We start from the raw sequence: 22339 nt of genomic DNA, 5'->3' as shown, positions 1-22339 counted from the left end.
CGCCTAACTGCCCCCTCTCCCGCGTGCGGGGGAGGGTTGAGGTGGAGGTATCGTGGCCATGGGTCCGGCAATGCGGCCGCTCCTACAGAAGATTGAGTCCGCTGTAGGAGCGGCCCATGGCCGCGATCAAACCCGCTTGCAGCAGATGATTTCGGTTGACCAGGTCCTACGGCTGCCGCGCCTTGCCCCGCCCCGGGAAATACTCGCCCTTGAGGATGCCATTGAGCTTGGGATAAGGGATCTTCAGCTCCGGATGGCCCATGGCGTAGGGGGCGATGCTGCCGATGTCGTACTTGAGCGTCAGGGCGCCGAAGTCCAGGGCCACGTTGTTGGTCTTGAGGAAGGGCCACTGCTGGCGGAAGTCGGCATCGCCGACGTTGTTGCTGACCATCCAGGCCTCGCGCGACAGCTGCGCCAGCCGCCAGAACTCGGTTTCCTGCCCCGGCACCAGCATGTCGCCCAGGGTGATCTGCCGGTCGAGATGGCGATCCCAGGTGACGAAGTCACGGCCGGCCAGACCATGGGCACCGCCATTGGCAAGGTAGCTGGAGAACTCGATGATCACCAGGCCGTCATGCTGTTCACGCACCTTGGCCTGCAGATAGCTGCTCCAGCGTGGCTGCGCCTTGGCGAGGAAGTCCCGCTCGTAGCTCTCCAGCGAAGCCGGGATGGGCGCACCCGGCTCGGCGCGGGCCAGGCCCAGCAGGTGCCGCTGCACCAGGGCGTCCAGCGCCGGGTCGCCGAATTCCACGTAGTCGATGTTGATCAACGGGCAGTCTTCGCCCTGGCAACCGGCCGGGCGGTGCTCCCAGGCCTGATTGCGAGGCGTGAGGGGTTTATCGAGGTTGGGGCCGAAGACGCTTTGGCAACCACCGAGCAGCAGGCCGGCGAGCACGAGGAGTGGGCGGATACGCATGGGATTCCTTGTCATGGAAACAGAGAATGACGGCTTTCGAACCCGTCTGGCTCGATAAGTTTGCCAGGGGCGGACGGAGGTTTCCCGGCTTGTTGTCCTTTTCGCGACTTGGCGCGCCAGGGGCTGCACGAGCGCGGGGGGCACGCTAGGATGAGCTGATCACCTTCATTCAGCGCTGGAGCGCCCATGACCGAAGCCAACGAATCCCAGGCGCCCGCCGTTGAAATCCTGAGCCGCGAGATCTGCTTCCAGGGCTTCTACCGCATGGCCCGCTTCCGGCTGCGCCACCGCCAGTTCTCCGGTGCCCTGGGGCCGGAACTGGAGCGCGAGGTCTTCGTGCGTCCCGATGCAGTCTGCGTGCTGCCCTACGACCCCGCGCGGGACGAGGTGGTGCTGATCGAGCAGTTTCGCGTCGGCGTCATGGAAAAGACCGCTCATCCCTGGCTGCTTGAGCCGGTGGCAGGCTTGGTGGACAAGCAGGGCGAGGCCGTCGAGGCGGTCGCTCATCGGGAAGCCGAGGAAGAAGCCGGGCTGACCTTGCAATCGCTCTGGCCCATCTCCACCTACTTCCCCTCGCCTGGCGGCAGCGACGAACAGGTCTATCTCTACCTGGGTCGCTGCAGCACCGCGGATGCCGGTGGCGTCCATGGCCTGGAAGAGGAGGGCGAGGACATTCGCGTCCATGTCTGGTCGCTGGACGAGGCACTGGCCGGGGTTCGCGACGGTCGAATCAATAACGCAGCGGCTATCATCGCCCTGCAATGGTTGGCGCTCAATCGCGCCGAGGTACGGGGGTTATGGGGCTGAAACTGCGAGATCGCTATCGAGTTGACCTGCCGGGCCTGCAGGCCACGTGCGAGGCCAACTACGTGCGGCTGATGCGGCTTCTGCCCAAGATGCGCGAAGCCGTGGTGTCGCGCCGCGTCATGTTGTCGCAAGGCGAGCGCCCACTGGGCGTGCTCGCCCTGGAAGTCACCGAGGCCTGTCCCTACACGACGGTCTTGCGGGTGCGTCAGGAACTGGGGCTGCCCTGGTTGCCGGTGCCCGAACTGGAAGTGCGCGTCTATCACGATGCGCGGATGGCGGAAGTGGTGTCGGCCGGGGCCTCCCGGCACCTGCTCGGACGCTATCCCTATCCCAATCAGGCCATGTATCAGCCTGACGAAAAGAGTCAGCTCAATCTGTTTCTCGGTGAGTGGCTGAGTCACTGCCTGGCCTGTGGCCACGAAGCTGAACCTATCCTGCAGCGATGAGCACTGGGGCGCAACGCTGACAGCCGTAGCTTCCCTCGCGCGGTGCAAGCTGCGAAAATGTGAAGCATGCACGCAAGTTCCCGGGAACTTTTCTGCACCCTGCCTGCGCTCGTTGTTCCCTTATGCCCCAGGAGGCTTTGGTGAGTTTGCCGGATAGTGTCAACGCTCCCCTCGTCGTCCAATTGACCGATAGTCATCTGTTCGCGCGCGCCAACGGTCGGTTGTTGGGTATCGATACGGCAGCCAGCCTGCAACAGGTGGTGGCCCAGGTGGTCCGGGAGCAGCCACGCATCGATCTGCTACTGGCCAGCGGTGATCTCTCCCAGGACGGCTCCGTAGCCTCCTATCAACGCTTCTGCGAGCTGACCGAACCCCTGGCTGCGCCCATGCGCTGGCTGGCTGGCAATCATGACGAGAACGTGCCCATGGCCAAGGCCTGTGGCAATCGCGATTTCCTGGAAACCGTCACCGACCTGGGCGCCTGGCGCTTGATTCTGCTCGACAGCACCGTGCGCGGCTGCGTCTTCGGCGAGCTGGAGCAGGCGCAGCTGGTGACCCTGGACGAGGCTCTGAGTGCCGCGCCCGAGCGTCCGGCACTGATCTGCCTGCACCATCATCCGGTACCCGTGGGGTGTGGCTGGATGGAGCCCCTGGGCCTGCACCGGGCGGACGAGCTGTTTGCCGTGCTGGATCGCCATCCCCAGGTCAAGGTGGTGCTCTGGGGGCACATCCACCAGGAGTTCGATCAGCTGCGCAACGGCGTGCGCCTGCTGGCCTCGCCGTCCACCGGCCTGCAATTCGAGCCGGGCAGCCAGGACTTCAAGGCAGGCGATCAGGCCCCGGGCTATCGCTGGTTGCGCCTGTTGCCCGACGGCAATCTGGAGACCGGTGTCTCGCGTCTGCAACAGCATGCCTTCACCGTGGATCACAGCGCCGCGGGCTACTAGGGTCGCCCGGGCTGACGCCGGTCGGCTGTCTTGGTCGCGAGGGTCGAAACGGGTTACTCTTTGCCTGTTTATTTATCCAGTAGGAGCGGCCCGATGCCGTCGATCCTCTATATCCATGGTTTCAACAGCTCACCCGCGTCCCTGAAGGCGCGGCAGCTCACTGCCTGCATGACCCGCCTCGGCCTGGCGGACCGCCTGCGCGCGCCGGCGCTGCCCAATGATGCCGACGCTGCCTTCGCTTTGCTGGAGCGCGAACTGGCCGAGCTGGACGCCCCCTTGCTGGTCGGCAGCTCCCTGGGCGGCTACTATGCCACCGTCCTGGCTGAGCGCCATGGGCTCAAGGCCGTACTGATCAATCCGGCGGTCCGGCCCTGGCGCTTCATGGAGCACTACCTGGGCCCCCAGCGCAATCACCATACCGGCGAGAGCTGGACCCTTACCGAGGCCCACGTCGAGGCCATGCGTGCGCTGGAAGTCGCGGCGCCGGCGGATCCCGAGCGTTTCCACGTCTGGCTGCAGACCGGCGACGAGACCCTCGACTACCGCGACGCCGAACGTTACTACGGCGGCTGTACCCTGCGCATCGAGCAGGGTGGCGACCACGGCTTCCAGGGCTTCCATCGCCAGCTGCCGCTGCTGCTGGAGCTGGCCGGCTTCGACCCGGCGCTCTGGCGCGAGCTGGATTTCAACACCTTCGAATAGAGACCCCATGGCCACGCAGAACGCCTATAACGCCGACGCCATCGAAGTCCTCTCCGGACTCGATCCGGTGCGCAAGCGCCCTGGCATGTACACCGACACCTCGCGGCCCAACCACCTGGCCCAGGAAGTCATCGACAACAGCGTGGACGAGGCCCTGGCCGGTCATGCTCGCCAGGTGCAGGTGATCCTGCACGCCGACAACTCCCTCGAAGTCATCGATGACGGTCGCGGCATGCCGGTGGACATCCATCCGGAAGAGGGCGTCTCCGGCGTCGAGCTGATCCTTACCAAGCTGCACGCCGGTGGCAAGTTCTCCAACAAGAACTACCAGTTCTCCGGCGGTCTGCACGGCGTGGGCATCTCGGTGGTGAACGCCCTGTCGACCCGGGTCGAGGTGCGTGTCAAGCGCGAGGGCAACGAATACGGCATGGCCTTCGCCGATGGCTTCAAGGCCAGCGAACTGGCCGTGGTCGGCAGCGTTGGCAAGCGCAATACCGGCACCAGCGTGCACTTCTGGCCGGACCCCAAGTACTTCGATGCGCCCAAGTTTTCCGTCAGCCGCCTGAAGCACGTGCTCAAGGCCAAGGCGGTGCTCTGCCCGGGCCTGGCGGTGAGCTTCCTCGACGAAGCCAGTGGCGAGCGCAGCGAATGGCATTACGAAGACGGGCTGAGATCCTATCTGATCGACACCGTGGGCGACGCCCTGCGGCTGCCCGAGGCACCCTTCCACGGCACCCTGGCCTCGGCCCGGGAAGCGGTTGACTGGGCGCTGTTCTGGCTGCCCGAAGGCGGCGAGTCGGTGCAGGAAAGCTACGTCAACCTGATTCCCACCGCCCAGGGCGGCACCCATGTGAACGGCCTGCGCCAGGGCCTGCTGGACGCCATTCGCGAATTCTGCGAATTCCGCAACCTCCTGCCGCGTGGCCTCAAGCTGGCCCCGGAAGACGTCTGGGAGCGCATCGCCTTCGTCCTCTCGATGAAGATGCAGGAGCCGCAATTCTCCGGCCAGACCAAGGAGCGCCTGTCCTCCCGCGAGGCCGCGGCCTTCGTCGCCGGTGTGGTCAAGGACGCCTTCAGCCTCTGGCTCAACGCCCATCCCGAGCTGGGCCAGCAGATCGCCGAACTGGCCATCAACAACGCCGGTCGCCGCCTCAAGGCGGGCAAGAAGGTCGAGCGCAAGAAGATCACCCAGGGCCCGGCGCTGCCCGGCAAGCTGGCCGATTGCGCCGGTCAGGATCCGATGCGTTCCGAGCTGTTCCTGGTGGAGGGCGACTCCGCCGGTGGCAGCGCCAAGCAGGCGCGCAGCAAGGAATTCCAGGCCATCATGCCGCTGCGCGGCAAGATCCTGAATACCTGGGAAGTGGACGGCAGCGAGGTGCTGGGCAGCCAGGAGGTGCACGACATCGCCGTGGCCATCGGTATCGACCCGGGCAGCGCCGACCTGAGCGGCCTGAGATACGGCAAGATCTGCATCCTCGCCGACGCCGATTCCGACGGTCTGCACATCGCCACCTTGCTGTGCGCGCTGTTCGTGCAGCACTTCCGGCCTCTGGTGGATGCCGGCCACGTCTATGTGGCGATGCCGCCGCTGTACCGCATCGACCTGGGCAAGGAAGTCCATTACGCACTCGATCCCGCCGAGCGGGATGGCATCCTCGATCGCCTGGCGGCGGAGAAGAAGCGCGGCAAGCCCCAGGTGACCCGCTTCAAGGGCCTGGGCGAGATGAATCCGCTGCAGCTGCGCGAGACCACCATGGACCCCAATACCCGGCGCCTGGTGCAGCTGACCCTCGACGACGTGCCCGCCACCCTCGAAATGATGGACATGCTGCTGGCCAAGAAGAGATCCGGCGACCGCAAGAGCTGGCTGGAATCCAAGGGCGATCGCGCGGAAGTGCTGCTCTAAACATGTTGGCTGCGCCTATCGCGGCCATGGCGGTTCGCCGCAGCGACCGCTCCTACAGGTGTATCGAGCGCCTGTAGGAGCGGTCCATGACCGCGATGGACCGGGCCCCCCGATCAAAGACGTAACACCAAAGGACCCCCATGAGTGCACCCCTCGACCTGAGCCTGGATGGCGTCGAACGCCGATCGATGGCCGACTTCACCGAGAAGGCGTATCTGGATTACTCCATGTACGTCATCATGGATCGCGCCCTGCCGCACATCGGCGACGGCCTCAAGCCGGTCCAGCGCCGCATCATCTACGCCATGAGCGAACTGGGGCTGGATGCCGACGCCAAGCACAAGAAATCCGCCCGTACCGTGGGTGACGTGCTTGGTAAGTACCACCCCCATGGCGACTCGGCCTGCTACGAAGCCATGGTGCTCATGGCGCAGCCGTTCTCCTATCGCTATCCGCTGGTGGATGGCCAGGGCAACTGGGGCGCGCCGGACGATCCCAAGTCCTTCGCCGCCATGCGCTACACCGAGGCACGTCTGTCGCGCTATTCCGAGGTGCTGCTCAACGAACTGGGGCAGGGCACCGTGGACTGGGTGCCCAACTTCGACGGCACCCTGAACGAGCCGGCGGTGCTGCCGGCGCGGCTGCCCAACCTGCTGCTCAATGGCACCACCGGCATCGCCGTGGGCATGGCCACCGACATCCCGCCGCACAACCTGCGCGAGGTGGCGGCCGCCTGCATACGCCTGCTGGACGATCCCATCGCCGGGATTCCCGAACTGCTCGAACACGTGCCGGGCCCGGACTTTCCCACCGAAGCCGAGATCATCACGCCCCGCGCCGATCTGCGCAAAATCTACGAGACCGGTCGCGGCTCGGTGCGCATGCGCGCCGTCTACCGCCGCGAAGACGGCGACGTGGTCATCACCGCGCTGCCGCACCAGGTCTCAGGTTCCAAGGTTCTGGAGCAGATCGCCGCCCAGATGCAGGCCAAGAAGCTGCCCATGGTGGCCGACCTGCGCGACGAGTCGGACCACGAGAATCCGACCCGCATCGTCATCGTGCCGCGCTCCAACCGCATCGATGCCGACGAACTGATGCAGCACCTGTTCGCCACCACCGATCTGGAGTCCAGCTACCGGGTCAACCTCAACGTCATCGGCCTGGACGGCAAGCCCCAGGTCAAGGACCTCAGGCAGATCCTCCAAGAGTGGCTGATCTACCGCATCGGCACAGTGCGCCGCCGCCTGCAGTTCCGTCTGGACAAGGTCGAGCGCCGCCTGCACCTGCTGGATGGCCTGCTGATCGCCTTCCTCAACCTGGATGAAGTCATCCACATCATCCGCACCGAAGAGCATCCCAGGCAGGCGCTGATGGCCCGCTTCGAACTCTCCGAGGACCAGGCCGACTACATCCTCGAGACCCGCCTGCGCCAGCTGGCGCGCCTGGAAGAGATGAAGATCCGTGGCGAGCAGGCCGAACTGCTCAAGGAGCAGAAGCGCCTGCAGACCCTGCTGGGCAGTGACAAGAAGCTACGCAACCTGGTCCGTGACGAACTGATCAAGGATGCCGAGACCTATGGCGACGCCCGCCGCTCGCCCATCGTCGCCCGGGCCGAGGCCAAGGCGCTGTCCGAAACCGAGCTCATGCCCACCGAGCCGGTGACCGTGGTGCTTTCCGAGAAGGGCTGGGTGCGTCAGGCCAAGGGCCATGACGTCGATCCGACCGGGCTGTCCTACAAGGCCGGCGACGGCTTCAAGGCAGCGGCCCTGGGCCGCTCCAATCAGTTCGCCGTCTTCATCGACTCCACCGGCCGCAGCTATTCCGTCGCCGCCCATTCACTGCCGTCGGCGCGTGGCCAGGGCGAACCCCTGACCGGACGCCTGACGCCGCCGCCGGGTGCCAGCTTCGAGTGTCTGCTGCTGCCGGACGACAGCAGCCTTTATGTCCTGGCCTCGGACGCCGGCTACGGCTTCGTGGTCAGGGGCGAGGACCTGCAGGCCAAGAACAAGGCCGGCAAGGCGCTGATCAGCCTGCCCAATGGCGCCAGGGTGCTGTCTCCAAAACCGGTGGCCTCCCTGGAAGACACCTCCCTCGCGGTGGTCACCAACGAAGGGCGGCTGCTGGTGTTCGCCATCACCGAGCTGCCGCAACTGGCCAAGGGCAAGGGCAACAAGCTGATCTCCATTCCCGGCGAACGGGTCGCCAAGCGCGAGGAATACGTGGTCGACCTGGCCGTGGTGCCGGCCGGCGCCTCCCTCACGCTGCAGGCCGGCAAACGGCCCTATACCCTCAAGGGCAGCGACCTGGAGCACTATCGTGCCGAGCGCGGCCGGCGGGGCAACAAGCTGCCTCGGGGCTTCCAGCGGGTGGACTCGCTGCAGGTGGAAACTTGAGCCGCCCGCGGTCAGCCGCTAGCATAGCCCGGATTTTTTCGACCAGGACTCGCCGGGCCTCGCTGCCCGTCGAGAGAGAGCCTCAATGAAACGGATGTGTCTTGTCAGGCTGGCGCTCGTTGGCCTGCTGGCCGGCCTGGGTGGCTGTGCCAGCCTCGGCCCCAGCCACTACTACCAGCTCGATGGCGGCAATGCGCGTGCGCCGGCGAGCAGTGAGCGCGGCCTTGCGGTGTGGATCGAAAGCCTGCAACTGGCCGACTACCTGCAGCGCGACGTGCTGCTGGAGCGCCAGCCCGACGGCAGTCTCAAGACCACCCGCGATCACTGGGCCGGACCGCTGGACGCCAACGTGCGTCAATTGCTGCAGCGGCAGCTCGCCGGTCGGCTGAACAGTGGACGGGTGATCGTCGGTGAACAGCCAGCGGGCTTCGATCCGCAGTACCGGGTGGAGCTGGTGGTGACCCGCCTCGATGCCGGTGACCAGGCGCCTGCCACCCTCGATGCCAGCTGGCAGTTGCGCGACGGCCAGGGCCGGCTGCTGGATACCGAGGTGATCCACCTGCAGACCCGGCACGCGGGCGATCGCGCGGCCCAGGTGCGGGCCCAGGGCGAATTGCTGCAACAACTGTCGGCGCGGCTGGCCGCCGATCTCACCAAGGTCGCCCAGCGCGGCCGCCGCGAGACCGAGATGGCGCGCAAGGAGCCGAAGAAACTTGTCGAAGAGGCCCAGGCTCGGCCGACGCTGCCGGCTGTGGTGCCCATCCGCACTGGCGCCGAGGTCTATCGCTTCTGACCCGACCAGGCCCCGCGCGTCGCCGCGCGGGAGCCTTCGGCGGCGCTCGATGCTCTATCCAGCAGGACCCTCAAGCCCCGGAGGTTTCATGACGCTGCCCCTGTTTCCGCTCAATACCACCCTGTTCCCTGGCTGCCGCCTTGATCTGCAGCTGTTTGAAGCCCGCTATCTGGACATGCTCGGTCGCTGCCTCAAGCAAGGCAGCAGCTTTGGCGTGGTGACCATCCTCGAAGGCCGCGAGACCGGGGGCGCGCCGAATCGCCTGGGTGCCTACGGTTGCGAGGCGCTGATCCGCGACTGGCAGCAGCAGAGCAACGGCCTGCTGGGTATCCGCATCGAAGGCGGTCGACGCTTTCGCCTGCTGAGCCAGGAAGAGCAAACCGATCACCTGGTGGTGGGTGAGGTGGAGTGGCTCCCGGAAACTGATCCCCAGCCGCTACGCGATGGCGACGCCGACCTGATGGCGCTGCTGGCGGCCCTGGCCCAGCATCCGATGGTGGCCAGCCTGGACATGGGCGGCGAGGTTGTCGACCGCCAGGCCCTGGGCTGCCAGCTGGCCTATCTGCTGCCGTTCGAGGCGCACCTCAAGCTGGATTGGCTGGGCATGAGCGATCAGGGCCAGCGTCTGGCCGACATCGAGCGCCATCTGGTGGATCTGCAAGGTGATTTCCAGGCCTGAAGCCTATTCATAATCGGCTACGTGTCGGCCAGACGGCGTTGCAAACACCCTGGAAGGCCGGCCCCGTCGTCTACCTGCGTAAACACCGAGCGCGGGTCCGATCCGCCTCCTCAGGCGTTTTTGCGGGGCCGCCCGAGCCTTGTTTGACTCTAGCTCGCAAGATTCTGAAAAGGCTCCAGCCAAACGCCGGGCAAAAGAAAGCCCGCCGGGCAGGGCGGGCTAAAAGTGCTTTGGGGGCACTCGATAAGACTCTGGCACTTTGCCATAAGTTCAGTCTTATGAGATCAAAGTGCCAGTCTTGATGACTCAGCCTGCCAGCAGCTTGATGAACTCGCGATTGAAGGCCGGAATGTCGTCTGGCTTGCGGCTGCTCGCCAGTTGACCGTCGACGATGACTTCCTGGTCCTGCCAGGTGGCACCAGCGTTCCTGAGGTCGTCGGTCAGCGAGGGCCAGCTGGTCAGGGTCTTGCCCTGCACGAGGCCAGCGGAGATCAGCAGCCAGGCACCGTGGCAGATGACGGCGACCGGCTTGCCGGCGTCGGCGATCTGCTTGGTCAGCTGCTGGGCCTGCTCGTCGATTCGGATGGTGTCGGCGTTGACCACGCCGCCGGGCAGCAGCACGGCGTCATAGTCGCCGGCGTTCGCCGCGGCGAAGGTGAGGTCCACCGGAAAGCTGTCGGCCGGCTCGGTGCCGTCCCAGCCGCGCACCTCACCGTTCTCGGCGGAGATGATGTGGGTCTGGGCGCCCGCCTGTTCCAGGGCCTGCTTGGGGCCGGTGAGTTCGGCCTGTTCGAAGCCGTCGGTGACCAGGATGGCGATTTTCTTGCCGTTCAGGAATGTAGCCATGGTTGCGGATACCTCGATTGGAATTCGGTCGGGCTAGCCTTTTGCCAGCGCTCCTAAATCCGTCTCGCTTTACCCCTCTGAAGTTCCTTCGTCGCGCCCGATGGCATAGCCGAGCGGTGCGGAGTAGATTTGCGACATCCATCGCAGAGTAGTCCCCATGTCCCAAGCGTCCCCTCAGCTGTCCGAGGAGCAGATCCGTCAGGCTCTGCAAGGCATCAGCATTCCGCCGCAGCCGCAGATCATGGTGGATCTGCAACTCGAACAGCTCATGCCCAGCCCCGATCTCAAGGTCATCTCCCGCCTGATCGGCCAGGACCCGGGGCTCTCGGGCGCCCTGCTCAAGCTGGTGAACTCGCCGTACTTCGGTCTCAGCAATCGCATCACCTCGATCCAGCGGGCGGTCAATCTGCTGGGCAGCCAGTCGGTCATCAACCTGATCAACGCCCAGTCGATCAAGGGCGAGCTCACCGACGAGACCATCGTCATCCTCAACCGCTTCTGGGACACCGCCCAGGACGTCGCCGAGACCTGCCTGAGCCTGGCCAAGAAGACCGGCTATCCGACCCCGGACGAGGCCTATGCCCTGGGTCTGTTCCACAACTGCGGCATCCCGCTGATGCTCAAGCGCTTCCCCAACTACATGGCGGTGCTGGAAGAGGCCTATGCCAGCGTCAACGAGCAGGTGCGGGTGGTGGACGTGGAGAACCGCATCTTCAGCACCAATCACGCCGTGGTGGGCTATTTCATCTCCCGCTCCTGGCGCCTGCCGGAACACGTCGGCCAGGCCATCGCCAATCACCACAACGCCCAGTCGGTCTTCGACGAGGACTCGTCCACCGACATCCAGATCAAGAATCTGCTGGCGCTGCTGAAGATGGCCGAGCACATCTGCCGCTGCTATCGCGCCCTGGGTGGCCAGGACGAGGATCACGAGTGGCAGGCCATCGCGCCGCGGGTGCTGGATCACGTCGGCCTGTCCGAATACGACTTCGAGTCGCTCAAGGAAACCATCCTTGAAATGGGCAGCGGTCGGATCAATTACTAAGGCGTCCGCAATCCTTCTGGATCCTCATGCCCGAACTACCTGAAGTCGAAACCACTCGCCGGGGCATCGAGCCCCATGTCGTCGGTCAGCGCGTGCGCCGGGTCATCGTCCGCGATGGCCGGCTGCGCTGGCCGGTACCCGAGGACCTGGATGTGCGCCTCTCCGGGCAGCGCATCGAGGCCGTCGAGCGACGGGCCAAGTACCTGCTGATCCGCGCCGAGAGCGGCACCCTGATCGGTCACCTGGGCATGTCCGGCAGCCTGCGCCTGGTGCCCGCCGACCAGCCGCCGGCCAAGCACGAGCACGTCGACATCGAGCTGGAATCCGGGCTGTCGTTGCGCTACACCGATCCGCGCCGCTTCGGTGCGCTGCTCTGGACCCAGGATCCCCATGCCCATGTGCTGCTGAGCAAGCTGGGGCCCGAACCGCTGACCGAGGCCTTCGACGGCGGTCGGCTGTTCGAGCTGTCGCGCGGGCGCAGCATGGCGGTCAAACCCTTCATCATGGACAACGCCGTGGTGGTGGGGGTGGGCAACATCTACGCCGCCGAGGCGCTGTTCGCCGCCGGCATCGATCCCCGCCGGGCCGCTGGCAGCGTTTCCCGGGCGCGCTACGAGCGCCTGGCCGTCGAGATCAAGAAGGTCCTGGCGCGCTCCATCGAAAGCGGCGGCACCACCCTGCGCGACTTCATCGGTGGTGATGGGGCGCCGGGCTATTTCAAGCAGGAGCTGTTCGTCTACGGGCGCAAGGGCGAATTCTGCAAGGTCTGCGGGACTGGCCTGCAGGAGATCCGCCTGGGCCAGCGCGCCAGCGTCTATTGCCGGAAGTGCCAGCGATGAAGGGCCTGGCTGGGCTGGCCGTGCTGGCATTGCTCGGCGGTGAACTGGCCTGGGCCGATGCCGACAATGGCCGCAATCTCTTCCTGCGCCGCTGCCACAATTGCCATTCGGTGGGACCGGGCGCCCAGTCCGGTTTTGGCCCCCAGCTCAACGACCTCTTCGGTCGCCAGGCCGGGAGCCTGGCCGGCTATAACTATTCCGAGGCCATGCGCCAGGCCGGCTTTGCCTGGGATCGCGAGGCCCTGGCGGCCTTTCTGCGCGATCCCGAGCGGAAGGTGCCGGGCACCAAGATGAGATTCTGGGGCATCGGCGACGCCGACGACCTGCGCGACATCGCCGACTACCTGGAGACCCAGCCCGGCACTCCCTGAATGCCGGGCTAGTGGTCGCCGCCACCGGCCCCCGGCTTGGCCGCGAAGGGCGGCTTGGCCAGCCAGATGATCAGGAACAGGCCCATGAAGATCCAGCCGAGCAGGGTGAAGTAGTCCACCGTGGAGAGCATGTAGGCCTGGCTCTCCACCACCTTGTCCAGCTGCGCATAGGCCTGCTGCGACGGCCCGCCGAGGGCGTCCAGGTAATGCTGGGTGGCCGGGCTGTAGACGGTGACGTCCTCGGTCAGCTGGGCATGGTGATGGATGGCGCGGCGCTGCCACAGCCAGGTGGTCAGGGAGGAGGCGAAGCTGCCGCCCAACACCCGCAGGAAGGTCGCCAGACCGCCACCATCCGCCAGCTCCGACGGCTTGAGGCTGGACAGCAGGATGCTGGTGGTCGGCATGAAGAACAGCGCCACACCCAGGCCCATGAAGGTCTGTACCTCGGCGATGTGGCGATAGTCCACCTCGTTGTTGAAGGTGGCGCGCATGAAGCAGGATGCCCCTATCACCAGGAAGGAGCCGCCGGCCAGCAGGCGCAGGTCGGTCTTGTGCGCGAACTTGCCCACCAGCGGCGAGAGGATCACCGGCAGGATGCCGATGGGTGCCGCGGCCAGACCCGCCCACACCGGGGTGTAGCCGAGCTGGGTCTGCAGCCACTGGGGCAGCAGCAGGTTGATGCCGAAGAAGCCCGAATAGCCCAGCACCAGCGCCAGGGTGCCGAAGCTGAAGTTGCGATAGCGGAACAGCCGCAGGTTGACGATGGGATGCTTGTCGGTCAGCTCCCAGATCACCAGGGCGGTGAGGGCCACGGCGGAAAAGGCCGCGCCCAGGCAGATCAGGTTGGATTCGAACCAGTCCAGGTCGTTGCCCTTGTCCAGCACCACCTGCAATACGCCCACACCCAGCACCAGGAGGATCAGCCCGACATAGTCGATGGGCTGGTGCACCAGCTTTTCCGGCTTCTTGCCCAGCTGGCTCCAGACCACCAGGGTGGCAAAGATGCCGATGGGGATGTTGATGAAGAAGATCCACGGCCAGCTGTAGTTGTCGGTGATCCAGCCGCCGGCGATGGGGCCGATGATGGGCGCCACCACCGTCACCATGGCCAATAGCGCCAGGGCCATGCCGCGCTTGGCCGCTGGAAAGATCGCCAGCAGCAGGGTCTGGGCCATGGGATAGAGCGGGCCGGCGACGAAGCCCTGCATGGCGCGGAAGATCACCAGTTCCGGCATGGAAGTGGCGATGCCGCACAGGAACGAGGTGATGACGAAGAGCACCACGGCGGCCATGAACAGCTTGACCTCGCCGAAGCGCCGCGCCATCCAGCCGGTCAGTGGGAGGGCGATGGCGTTGCTCACGGCAAAGGCGGTGATGACCCAGGTGCCTTGTTCCGAACTCACCCCGAGGTTGCCGGAAATGGTGGTCAGGGCGACGTTGGCGATGGTGGTGTCGAGCACCTGCATGAAGGTGGCCAGGGACAGGCCCACCGTGGCGAGCACCAGGCTCGCCGGGCGAAAGGCGTTATCGCTCATGACGGATTACCAGAAGGGGTGGACGGGGAGGCTCGCAGGGAGCCTCCTTGGCTGTCAGCGCTTGGCGACGCCCGCGGCACGCGCCGCCGGACCGTTGTTGTGGACGATCTGCTGGATCAGCTGGTCGGCATCGGCCAGCTGATGGTCGTAGACGTCGGTGCTGTAGCGCGGCTGCTGCGGTGTGGTGGTGGGCAGGCGGGCGCCGTCCTGGTCGTGCAGGTCGACATCGACCACGGTCGACAGGCCGATGCGCAGCGGATGCTTGTCCAAGTTGTCGCCTTCCAGGCGGATCCGCACGGGCAGGCGCTGGACGATCTTGATCCAGTTGCCGGTGGCGTTCTGCGCCGGCAGCAGCGAGAAGGCGCTGCCGGTACCCACGCCCAGGCTTTCCACCACGCCGCGATAGCGTACGTCGTCGCCATAGAGGTCGGAATGGATTTCCACCGGCTGGCCGATACGCATCTCGGCGAGCTGGGTTTCCTTGAAGTTGGCGTCGATCCAGATCTGGTCCAGAGGCACCACGGCCATCAGCGCCGCGCCGGGCTGCACGCGACTGCCGACCTGCACCGAGCGCTTGGCGACATAGCCGCTGACCGGCGCCACCAGGGTGCTGCGGGCATGGTTCAGATAGGCCTGGCGCAGCTGGGCGGCGGCGGCCTTGACGTCCGGGTGCGAGGCGATCTCGGTGTCGTCCACCAGTGCCTGGTTGGTGTCCAGTTGCTGCTGGGCGGAGGTCAGGGAGCTCTGCGCCGCGACCAGGGTGTCCCGGGCATGGGCCAGTTCTTCTTTGGAGATGGCGCCGCCCTTGGCCAGTTGCTGGCGACGGGCGTAGTCGGCGCGGGCCCGTTCGACCTCGACGCGCCGGGCGGCCACCTGGGCCTTGTAGCTATCGACGTTGCTGTACAGACCGCGCACCTGGCGCACGGTCTTGGCCAGGTTGGCCTCGGCGCTCTGCTGGGACACGGCGGTGTCGCTGGGATCGAATTCCACCAGCGGCTGGCCCTGGCGGACGAAGTCGCCATCGTCCACGGCGATGCGGGTCACGGTGCCGACGACCTGGGGCGTGATCTGCACCAGGTTGCCGTTGACGTAGGCGTCGTCGGTGCTGGCATGGAAGCGGCCATAGAACAGGTGGTAGCAGTAGACGCCCACGCCGGCCAGGATCACCACCAGCAGCAGGAGCAGCAGGAGGACTTTGCGTTTGCCGGAGCGCTGCGGTTTCTGCTCCTGGGCATTGTCATTGGGGGTTGCGGCGGAATCGGCCATGGTCGGGCTCTCGGTATCAGTGTGTGGCCGCGGCGGCGGGCGCCGGCGGCAGTTTGGACGGTTGGAAGCCGCCACCCAGGGCCTGCATCAGCAGCACGCCGCTGTCGACGCGATCGGCCTGGAGGCTGGCCAGCTGGCGCTCGGCCTGCAGCAGTTGCTGCTCGACGGTCAGGGCGTCGAGGTAGTTGCCGATGCCGGCGCCATAGCGCTGCATGGCGATGTCGAAGGAGCTCTTGGCAATGTCGCGGGCCCGTTGCTGCTGGACGATCTGCTGATCCAGCGAACGCTGGCGGGTGATGGCGTCGGCGATGTCGCCCAACGCCTGCACCAGGGTCTGGTTGTACTGGGCCACGGCCAGATCGTAGTCGGCGTCCCGGCTGGCGAGATCGGAACGACGGCGACCGCCGTCGAAGATCGGTAGCGACAACGCCGGGCCGACGTTGAAGAAGCGCGCCGGACCGCCGAACAGGGCATCGCCGAGGATGGCCTTGCTGCCGGCCGCCACCGTGAGGTTGAGGTTGGGATAGAAGTTGGTCTTGCTGGCGACGATGTCCTTGCTCGCGGCCTCCACCCGCCAGCGGGCGGCGATCAGGTCCGGGCGGCGACCGGCCAATTCGGCGGGCAGCTGGCCGGGCAGGTTTACCGCGGCGGGAGCAATCAGCTTCGGTCGTGGAATCTCGGCGCCACGGTCTGGCCCCTTGCCCAGCAGCACGGCGAGGCGGATCTGGGCCGTACGCACCTGCTGCTCGGCGGCGGTGTGGGCCGCGGCCGAGCTGGCTTCCAGGCTCTGGGTCTGCTGCAGCTGGTAGTCGCTGTCGAGACCGGCGTCGACCCGGCGCTGGGCCAGGTCGAGCATGCCGCGCGTACGCTCCAGGTCCTGCTGGGCCACGTCCATGTTGGCGTAGGCCAGGCCGAGTTGGTTGTAGGCGCGGCTGACGTTGGCCGCCAGGGTCAGGCGCGCGGCCTGGCGATCCACCTCGCCGGCGCGAGCACGGCCGAGAGCGGCTTCCCAGGCGGCGCGCTGGCCACCCCAGAGGTCGAAGCTGTAGCTGCCGCTCACATCGAACTGGCGCAGCGTGCTGTAGCGTTCGCCCTGGCCGACGGGATCGTCCGGCCGTGCAAGGCGCGAGCGGGTGACGCCGCCATTGGCGTCGATCTGCGGATAGCGGTCGGCATCGGCAGCGAGTACCGCAGCATCGGCCTGGCGGCTGCGCGCATCGGCTTCCTGCAGCGAGGGGCTGTCACGCAAGGCCTCGCGGATCAGGCTGTCGAGTTGCGGATCGCCCAGCCGGGTCCACCAGTCGGCGCTCGGCCACTGGGCGGGGGAGAGGCGATCGCTGGCAAAGGTGGCTTCGCCCTTGAGCGTCGCCGGATCCACAGCGCGCCCCTGGGTATGCAACCCCTCGGACGACACGCAGCCGGCCAGCAGCAGGGCGGCGCAGAGGGCGGTCAATGGCAGGCGAAAGGTCATGGGTCAGAGGTCTCCAGAGGTCTCCGGCAACAGGCCGGAGGGGCTGAGCAGGCGGCGGAGCAGGCGTTCAAGGTCGTCCAGTTCCTGGCGATCCAGGCACTGGGTGAGGTCGTTGAGGGCGTCGACGCCGATTTGCATGAGTTCACTGCTCAGGGCCTTGCCCTGTTCGGTCAGTTCCAGGCGCACCTGGCGGCGGTCGCTCGAGCTGCGCACGCGGCGCAGCAGCTCCTTGGCTTCCAGACGATCGAGCATGCGGGTCATGGCGCCGCTGTCCAGCGACAGGCAGCGGCTGAGTTCGGCCGGGGTGTCGGTCAGGTCGCGGGCGAGCAGCAGCAGCACCTTGAACTGGGCAGCAGTGATGTCGTAGGGCACCAGGTGACTGTCCAGCAGGCGATCCTTGTACTGATTCGCCAGGTGGATCAGATGGCCTACGGAATAGCGCAGAGGAAAGTTGCTACGGTCGAAATGTGACATTGCAGTATCTGCCCAGGCAATGAAGCGGATCCAGAATACTGCCTAGGCAGTGAAATATTCAGACACCTTTGCGCAGGGAAGAGTTGCGCATTTTGAAACAATTGGAAAAGTCCTTTGGCGAACCCTTGTCCTGTAGCGGCCCGGGCGCCGATCATGGGGGCCACTTCGCCGTGAACCGAGCCATGACGCCTTCCTTCGATCTAGACCGCCTCCGCCAGGCCCTGGTGCCCTTGCATCGCGACCTGCCGGCGGATCTCGACCACCAGGCCTATCGCCGCCATTACCGCCTGGCAGACAGCCTCGCGCGACCGGAGGTGACGGTGGCCCTGGGCGCACTTACCGCCGGCGGCTACCAGCTCGCCGTGCAAGGCTGGTGGCCGCGCGAGCCGCGGGGCAGCCTGCTGCTGCTGCACGGCTACTACGACCATATGGGCCTCTATGGTCACGTGGTGGACTGGGCCCTATCACGGCAGTGGGCGGTGCTGGCGTTCGATCTGCCCGGGCATGGCCTGTCGAGCGGGGCCCGCGCCAGCATCAACGACTTCGCCGAATACCAGACCGCCCTGACGGCCCTGGTCGCCGAAGCCCGCCGCCTGGACCTGCCACGGCCCTGGCACCTGCTCGGCCAGAGCACTGGCGGCGCCATTCTGCTGGACTATCTGCTGCGCGGTGAGCCCGCCCCCGAACTGGGCGAGACGATCCTGCTGGCGCCCCTGGTCAGGCCCCACGCCTGGCGCCAGGGCCTGTGGACCTATCGCCTGGTGAAGCCCTTCGCGCGTGCCCTGCCGCGGCGCTTCTCGGTGAATTCCGGGGATCCGGCCTTTCTCGACTTCCTGCAGCAGGACAGTCTGCAGCCACGCGAGTTGCCGGCGCAGTGGGTTGGCGCCCTGGCGCGCTGGATTCCGCAACTGGAGAGGGCGCCGGCCAGTAACCGGAGCTTGCTGGTGATCCAGGGCGAGCAGGATTTCACCGTCGACTGGCGGCACAACCTAGGAGTGCTGGAGGCCAAGTTCGCTCGGCCCGAGGTGCTGCGCCTGCCGGAGGCGCGGCACCATCTGGTCAACGAGACCGAAGCCCTGCGCCAGCGCTATTTCCGCTGGCTGGACGACCGTCTCGCCTGAGCCGTCTTACTGACCGCCGCCACCCAGGCCGGCGCGCAGGGCCGCCACGGCGGCACGGTAGTAGGCGCTGCCATTGGGCGAGCTGGCGAAGTCGGCGAACTGGCCGAGTTCGCTGTCGTTCAGGGGGCGATAGACATAGAGCAGGGTGTTTTCCAGGTCACCGGCATTCATCTGCTGGATGAATCGCTGGCGCTGCTGCTCGATCATGCCGCCGGATTGCTGCTGGCCCAGCAGGCCCGGCAGCATCGAACTCAGGCTGTCGGCGGCGAGGCCCGCCAGGGCCACGCTGACCTCGGCCCCGGCTTCGCGCACGGGCAGGGCAGTGGCCAGGCGCTTGGCCTGGGCACGCCGGGCCGGGCTGGCCTGCATCTGGGGTACGCCATTGGCGTTCTTGGCCAGTTGATCGCTGCGCGTGGCGGCGATTTCCGCGGCGACCACCTTGCGTCCCACCGGCGACTGGAAGAACTGCAGGGCGGGGCCGTCGGCCGGCAGGCTCTGGCGCAAGGCGGCCAGGGCGCGCTGATCGATGGCCGCGGCGGTGTAGCGCTTGTTGCTGTTGTCCACCAGGCTCTGGTAGAGCGCCGGCGGCAGGCTGTTCTGGTAGCGCTGCTGGGCAGCCTGCAGGGCGTCACGGAAGTGTCCGCGCTGCTCGGGCCAACCTGCGGCCTGATAGAGACTGACCGTATCGTCGGCCAGGGCGGGCAGGCTGATGGCGAAAAGCAGGGAAGCGAACAAAACGCGCATGGACACCTCGGGCAGCGGCGCAGAGCCGGAAAGTCCGCCATTGTCGGCAACCCCAGGCTGGCTGTCGAGGCGCTCATCCCGGGCATTCGTCGCCTGGTCAAGGCAGGCGCGCAGCCGTGGCCGACTTCTCTTACACTCGGCATCCCGCCGGCCTGGCCCGGTTCTGACGGTTTCCGCGATGGCTCTGCACCCCGAGCATCCCCTGCTGCAACGTATCGTCGACGATCTCGCCGAGCACGGCTGGTCGCGGCAGAGCATCTTCCTGCCCCTGGACCTCACTGCCGAGCTGGCCGCCGAGTGCAGGTTGCGCCACGCCCGCGGTGAGCTGGAGCGCGCCGGCATCGGTCGCGGCGAAAGCCCGCTGATCCGCGAAGGGGTACGAGGCGATCATATCGCCTGGCTGGAGCCGGACGATGCCCATCCCGGCGTGCAGCGTTATCTGCAACTCATGGACACCCTGCGCGAGGCCTTCAACCGCTCCCTGTTCCTGGGGCTGGAAGACTACGAGAGCCACTTCGCCCTCTATCCGCCCGGCGCCTTCTATGCACGGCACCTGGATCGCTTCCGCGACGATGACCGGCGCATGGTCTCCCTGGTGCTCTATCTCAACGATGCCTGGTTGCCGGAGCAGGGCGGCGAGCTGCGGCTCTATCTGGATGAGCGGCACCAGCAGGATGTCCTGCCCCTGGGCGGCAGCCTGGTGTGCTTTCTCTCCGGCCAGTTGCCCCACGAGGTGCTGCCGGCCACCCGCGAGCGGCTGTCGCTGACCGGCTGGTTCCGCCGGCGTGGCGACAATCCGCTGCAGGCCTAGGGCGTAGACTGGCGGCGGACCGGGAGGCTGCATGGAAAAGATACTGGTGAGTCGCTGCCTGCTGGGGCATCGGGTGCGCTATGACGGCGGCGCCCACGGCCCCTTCGACCTGCTGGCGGTCTGGCAGGCCCAGGGCCGCATCGTGCCGCTCTGTCCGGAAGTGGCCGGTGGCCTGCCGACGCCCCGTCCGCCGGCGGAAATTCCCGGCGGCCAGGGTGGCGCAGTGCTGGACGGTCGGCTGCCGGTGGTGACCGATAGCGGAGAGGACGTGACCCGGGCCTTCGTCGCCGGGGCCACGGCCGCGCTCGAACTGATCGCGCGCCATGGCATCCGCCTGGCGGTGCTAAAGGCGCGCAGTCCGTCCTGCGGCAATGTGGAAAACTACGACGGCAGCTTCAGCGGCACCCGGGTGGCGGGCGAGGGCGTCACGGCGGCGGCGCTGAAGCGCGCGGGCGTCGCCGTCTTCAACGAGACCGAACTGCAAGAGGCGCAGCGCCTGCTCGCGGCGCTGGAAGGCAACGCCTAGAGAGTCTCCGGCTGGCGGCCCAGCAGGCTCTGGAAATGCGCCTTCTGCACAAAGCAGCCCTTGGGAAAGCGCCAGCCGACCAGTTCGCCCGGCTGCTTTTCGAGGTTCTGGGCAAAGACGGTGGCGCCCATGGCACGCGCCAGGACGGCATATTCGCGCAGCGGGACCTTAACGACAGGAACATCCGGGCTGATCATGGGCGCTCTGCTGGGTGGGTCGCCCACGGTCGAAACGACGACCGTGGCGAGTCCACAGGTGACTTGCCCAGGCTATCGGCACCCCCGCGTGGAACTTCAGTCCGCGGATGAAAAAGGGCGTCTAGCCGGCGGTCTTGGGCGTTTCCGGCAGGAACCAGTTCATCAGCAGGGCGCACAGGCCGCCGGTGGCGACGCCGGATTCCAGCACCGCTCTCAGGCCGGCCGGCATATGGGCGAGAAATTCCGGTACCTGGGAAATGCCCAGGCCCAGCGCCAGGGACACGGCGATGATCAGCAGCGCGCGTCGGTCCAGCTCGACACTGGCGAGGATGTTGATCCCCGAGGCGGCGACCGCGCCGAACATCACCATGGCCGCGCCGCCGAGCACCGGCTCGGGCACTGCCTGGATCACCCCGGCCACCGCCGGGAACAGCCCCAGCAGGACCAGGATGGCGGCGATCCACAGACCGACATGGCGACTGGCGATGCCGGTCAGCTGGATCACCCCGTTGTTCTGGGCGAACACCGAACTGGGAAAGGTGTTGAATAGCCCGGCCAGCAGCGAGTTGGCGCCGTTGACCAGCACCCCGCCTTTGATCCGCTGCATCCACAGCGGACCTTCCACCGGTTCGCGGGAGACCTTGCTGGTGGCGGTGATGTCGCCGATGGCCTCCAGCGAGGTCACCAGGTAGATCACCAGCAGGGGCACGAACAGCGACCAGGAAAAGCCCAGGCCGAAGTGCAGCGGCAGGGGGATCTGCACCCAGGCGGCCTCGTGCATGCCGGTGAAATTCAGCCGGCCCAGCCAGGCCGCGAGGGCGTAGCCCAGCAGCAGGGCGACGACGATGGCGCTGCTGCGCAGACCGCGCAACGGAAGGCGATTGAGCACCACGATGGTGGCCAGTACGGTGCCCGACAGCAACAGGTTCTCGCCATTGGCGAAGGTGCCGTTGCCCAGTGCCGCGAAGCCACCGCCCATGCTGATCAGGCCGACCTTGATCAGCGTCAGGCCGATCATCAGCACCACGATGCCGGTCACCAGCGGGGTGATGAGGCGCTTGACGAAGGGCAGCACCCGCGACACCCCCATCTCGACGAAGGAACCGGCCATGACCACGCCGAAGATGGCCGCCATCACGGCTTCCACCGGGGTGCCGTTCTTCACCATCAGGGCGCCACCGGCGATCAGCGGGCCGACGAAGTTGAAGCTGGTGCCCTGGACGATCAGCAAGCCGGCGCCGAAGGGCCCGAAGCGGCGACACTGGACGAAGGTGGCGATGCCGGAGATCACCAGCGACATGGACACGATCAGGTTGGTGTCGCGGGGCGAGACACCCAGGGCCTGGCAGATCAGTAGACCGGGGGTGACGATGGGCACGATGATCGCCAGCAGGTGCTGGATGGCCGCGAGCAGGGCGATCAGCGGGCGCGGTCGGTCCTGGGGACCATAGAGCAGTTCGGAGCAGGAAGGCTGGGACATGGGCGGAGTCGTCGCGGAAAAAGC

The 22339-nt window shown here is 66.5% G+C and carries 23 protein-coding genes; 14 read left to right on the top strand and 9 right to left on the bottom strand.

Annotation, left to right across the window (positions count from 1 at the left end):
- Positions 1-166: 166 nt before the first annotated feature.
- Positions 167-916, bottom strand: coding sequence for an RsiV family protein (locus tag AABM56_RS18140; RefSeq protein WP_263258839.1), 750 nt, complete (start codon positions 914-916; stop codon positions 167-169).
- A 186-nt stretch (positions 917-1102) separates the two neighbouring features.
- On the opposite strand from AABM56_RS18140, the gene AABM56_RS18135 reads away from it, so the two are divergent.
- The 8 genes from AABM56_RS18135 (at position 1103) to AABM56_RS18100 (ending at position 9589) form a co-directional block, all read left to right on the top strand.
- The gene (locus tag AABM56_RS18135; protein ID WP_263258840.1) at positions 1103-1723 is read left to right on the top strand and encodes an NUDIX domain-containing protein; all 621 of its coding nucleotides are present in this window, start codon (positions 1103-1105) and stop codon (positions 1721-1723) included.
- Positions 1714-2169, top strand: coding sequence for a DUF1249 domain-containing protein (locus AABM56_RS18130; protein WP_132832828.1), 456 nt, complete (start codon positions 1714-1716; stop codon positions 2167-2169). Before AABM56_RS18135 ends, AABM56_RS18130 begins: the two co-directional genes overlap by 10 nt.
- A gap of 122 nt (positions 2170-2291) precedes the next feature.
- The gene (gene cpdA, locus AABM56_RS18125) at positions 2292-3116 is read left to right on the top strand and encodes a 3',5'-cyclic-AMP phosphodiesterase (RefSeq protein ID WP_178083930.1); all 825 of its coding nucleotides are present in this window, start codon (positions 2292-2294) and stop codon (positions 3114-3116) included.
- A gap of 93 nt (positions 3117-3209) precedes the next feature.
- On the top strand, positions 3210-3818 hold the full coding sequence (locus tag AABM56_RS18120) for a YqiA/YcfP family alpha/beta fold hydrolase (protein WP_133862585.1): 609 nt from the start codon (positions 3210-3212) through the stop codon (positions 3816-3818).
- Between the two features lie 7 nt (positions 3819-3825).
- Positions 3826-5724, top strand: coding sequence for a DNA topoisomerase IV subunit B (gene parE, locus AABM56_RS18115; RefSeq protein WP_133862584.1), 1899 nt, complete (start codon positions 3826-3828; stop codon positions 5722-5724).
- Between the two features lie 140 nt (positions 5725-5864).
- Positions 5865-8117, top strand: coding sequence for a DNA topoisomerase IV subunit A (parC, locus tag AABM56_RS18110; protein ID WP_263258842.1), 2253 nt, complete (start codon positions 5865-5867; stop codon positions 8115-8117).
- Positions 8118-8211: 94 nt separating this feature from the next.
- On the top strand, positions 8212-8910 hold the full coding sequence (locus AABM56_RS18105) for a membrane integrity-associated transporter subunit PqiC (protein WP_263258843.1): 699 nt from the start codon (positions 8212-8214) through the stop codon (positions 8908-8910).
- A gap of 88 nt (positions 8911-8998) precedes the next feature.
- A complete protein-coding gene (locus tag AABM56_RS18100; protein ID WP_263258844.1) occupies positions 8999-9589 on the top strand; it encodes an LON peptidase substrate-binding domain-containing protein in 591 nt (196 codons plus the stop codon).
- 306 nt (positions 9590-9895) lie between these two features.
- On the opposite strand, the gene AABM56_RS18095 is transcribed toward AABM56_RS18100, so the two are convergent.
- On the bottom strand, positions 9896-10435 hold the full coding sequence (locus AABM56_RS18095) for a type 1 glutamine amidotransferase domain-containing protein (protein WP_263258845.1): 540 nt from the start codon (positions 10433-10435) through the stop codon (positions 9896-9898).
- A 157-nt stretch (positions 10436-10592) separates the two neighbouring features.
- Between AABM56_RS18095 and AABM56_RS18090 the strand changes: the two genes are divergently transcribed.
- Genes AABM56_RS18090 through AABM56_RS18080 form a run of 3 tightly spaced genes read left to right on the top strand, consistent with a single transcriptional unit; the run spans position 10593 to position 12690 of the window.
- On the top strand, positions 10593-11480 hold the full coding sequence (locus AABM56_RS18090) for an HDOD domain-containing protein (protein ID WP_133862579.1): 888 nt from the start codon (positions 10593-10595) through the stop codon (positions 11478-11480).
- A 26-nt stretch (positions 11481-11506) separates the two neighbouring features.
- Complete coding sequence (gene mutM, locus AABM56_RS18085; protein WP_093256224.1) at positions 11507-12319, top strand: bifunctional DNA-formamidopyrimidine glycosylase/DNA-(apurinic or apyrimidinic site) lyase; 813 nt, start codon at positions 11507-11509, stop codon at positions 12317-12319.
- The gene (locus AABM56_RS18080; RefSeq protein WP_133862578.1) at positions 12316-12690 is read left to right on the top strand and encodes a cytochrome c family protein; all 375 of its coding nucleotides are present in this window, start codon (positions 12316-12318) and stop codon (positions 12688-12690) included. The genes mutM and AABM56_RS18080 overlap by 4 nt, the downstream gene beginning before the upstream one ends.
- Before the next feature lie 8 nt (positions 12691-12698).
- Here AABM56_RS18080 and AABM56_RS18075 read toward each other — a convergent pair whose 3' ends face one another.
- The 4 genes from AABM56_RS18075 to AABM56_RS18060 are packed head-to-tail and all read right to left on the bottom strand — an operon-like array spanning position 12699 to position 17436.
- Positions 12699-14225, bottom strand: a complete 1527-nt coding sequence (locus AABM56_RS18075; RefSeq protein ID WP_133862577.1) for a DHA2 family efflux MFS transporter permease subunit — start codon at positions 14223-14225, stop codon at positions 12699-12701.
- A 54-nt stretch (positions 14226-14279) separates the two neighbouring features.
- Positions 14280-15491, bottom strand: a complete 1212-nt coding sequence (locus tag AABM56_RS18070; RefSeq protein ID WP_133862576.1) for an efflux RND transporter periplasmic adaptor subunit — start codon at positions 15489-15491, stop codon at positions 14280-14282.
- A gap of 16 nt (positions 15492-15507) precedes the next feature.
- The gene (locus AABM56_RS18065) at positions 15508-16962 is read right to left on the bottom strand and encodes an efflux transporter outer membrane subunit (protein ID WP_133862575.1); all 1455 of its coding nucleotides are present in this window, start codon (positions 16960-16962) and stop codon (positions 15508-15510) included.
- 3 nt (positions 16963-16965) lie between these two features.
- Complete coding sequence (locus AABM56_RS18060) at positions 16966-17436, bottom strand: MarR family transcriptional regulator (RefSeq protein WP_347883576.1); 471 nt, start codon at positions 17434-17436, stop codon at positions 16966-16968.
- A gap of 182 nt (positions 17437-17618) precedes the next feature.
- Here AABM56_RS18060 and AABM56_RS18055 point away from each other — a divergent pair, with 182 nt between their 5' ends.
- Positions 17619-18557: an alpha/beta hydrolase gene (locus AABM56_RS18055; RefSeq protein WP_133862573.1), complete on the top strand. Its 939-nt coding sequence runs from the start codon at positions 17619-17621 to the stop codon at positions 18555-18557.
- A gap of 6 nt (positions 18558-18563) precedes the next feature.
- On the opposite strand, the gene AABM56_RS18050 is transcribed toward AABM56_RS18055, so the two are convergent.
- Positions 18564-19301: a DUF2059 domain-containing protein gene (locus AABM56_RS18050; RefSeq protein WP_133862572.1), complete on the bottom strand. Its 738-nt coding sequence runs from the start codon at positions 19299-19301 to the stop codon at positions 18564-18566.
- Positions 19302-19479: 178 nt separating this feature from the next.
- On the opposite strand from AABM56_RS18050, the gene AABM56_RS18045 reads away from it, so the two are divergent.
- Positions 19480-20112 carry a 2OG-Fe(II) oxygenase gene (locus AABM56_RS18045; protein WP_133862571.1) on the top strand — a complete coding sequence of 211 codons (633 nt, stop codon included), beginning with the start codon at positions 19480-19482 and terminating at the stop codon, positions 20110-20112.
- Positions 20113-20143: 31 nt separating this feature from the next.
- A complete protein-coding gene (locus tag AABM56_RS18040) occupies positions 20144-20638 on the top strand; it encodes a DUF523 domain-containing protein (RefSeq protein ID WP_133862570.1) in 495 nt (164 codons plus the stop codon).
- On the opposite strand, the gene AABM56_RS18035 is transcribed toward AABM56_RS18040, so the two are convergent.
- Complete coding sequence (locus AABM56_RS18035; RefSeq protein ID WP_007162082.1) at positions 20635-20835, bottom strand: hypothetical protein; 201 nt, start codon at positions 20833-20835, stop codon at positions 20635-20637. The two genes, AABM56_RS18040 and AABM56_RS18035, sit on opposite strands and share 4 nt — an antisense overlap.
- A gap of 121 nt (positions 20836-20956) precedes the next feature.
- Complete coding sequence (locus AABM56_RS18030) at positions 20957-22315, bottom strand: nucleobase:cation symporter-2 family protein (protein WP_133862569.1); 1359 nt, start codon at positions 22313-22315, stop codon at positions 20957-20959.
- Positions 22316-22339: the final 24 nt, after the last annotated feature.

Source organism: Pseudomonas aestiva (assembly GCF_039908605.1).
GTDB classification, from domain to species: domain Bacteria; phylum Pseudomonadota; class Gammaproteobacteria; order Pseudomonadales; family Pseudomonadaceae; genus Chryseomonas; species Chryseomonas aestiva.
The sequence above is the reverse complement of the archived record's forward strand: the minus strand, read 5'-3'. Positions and strand labels throughout refer to the sequence as shown.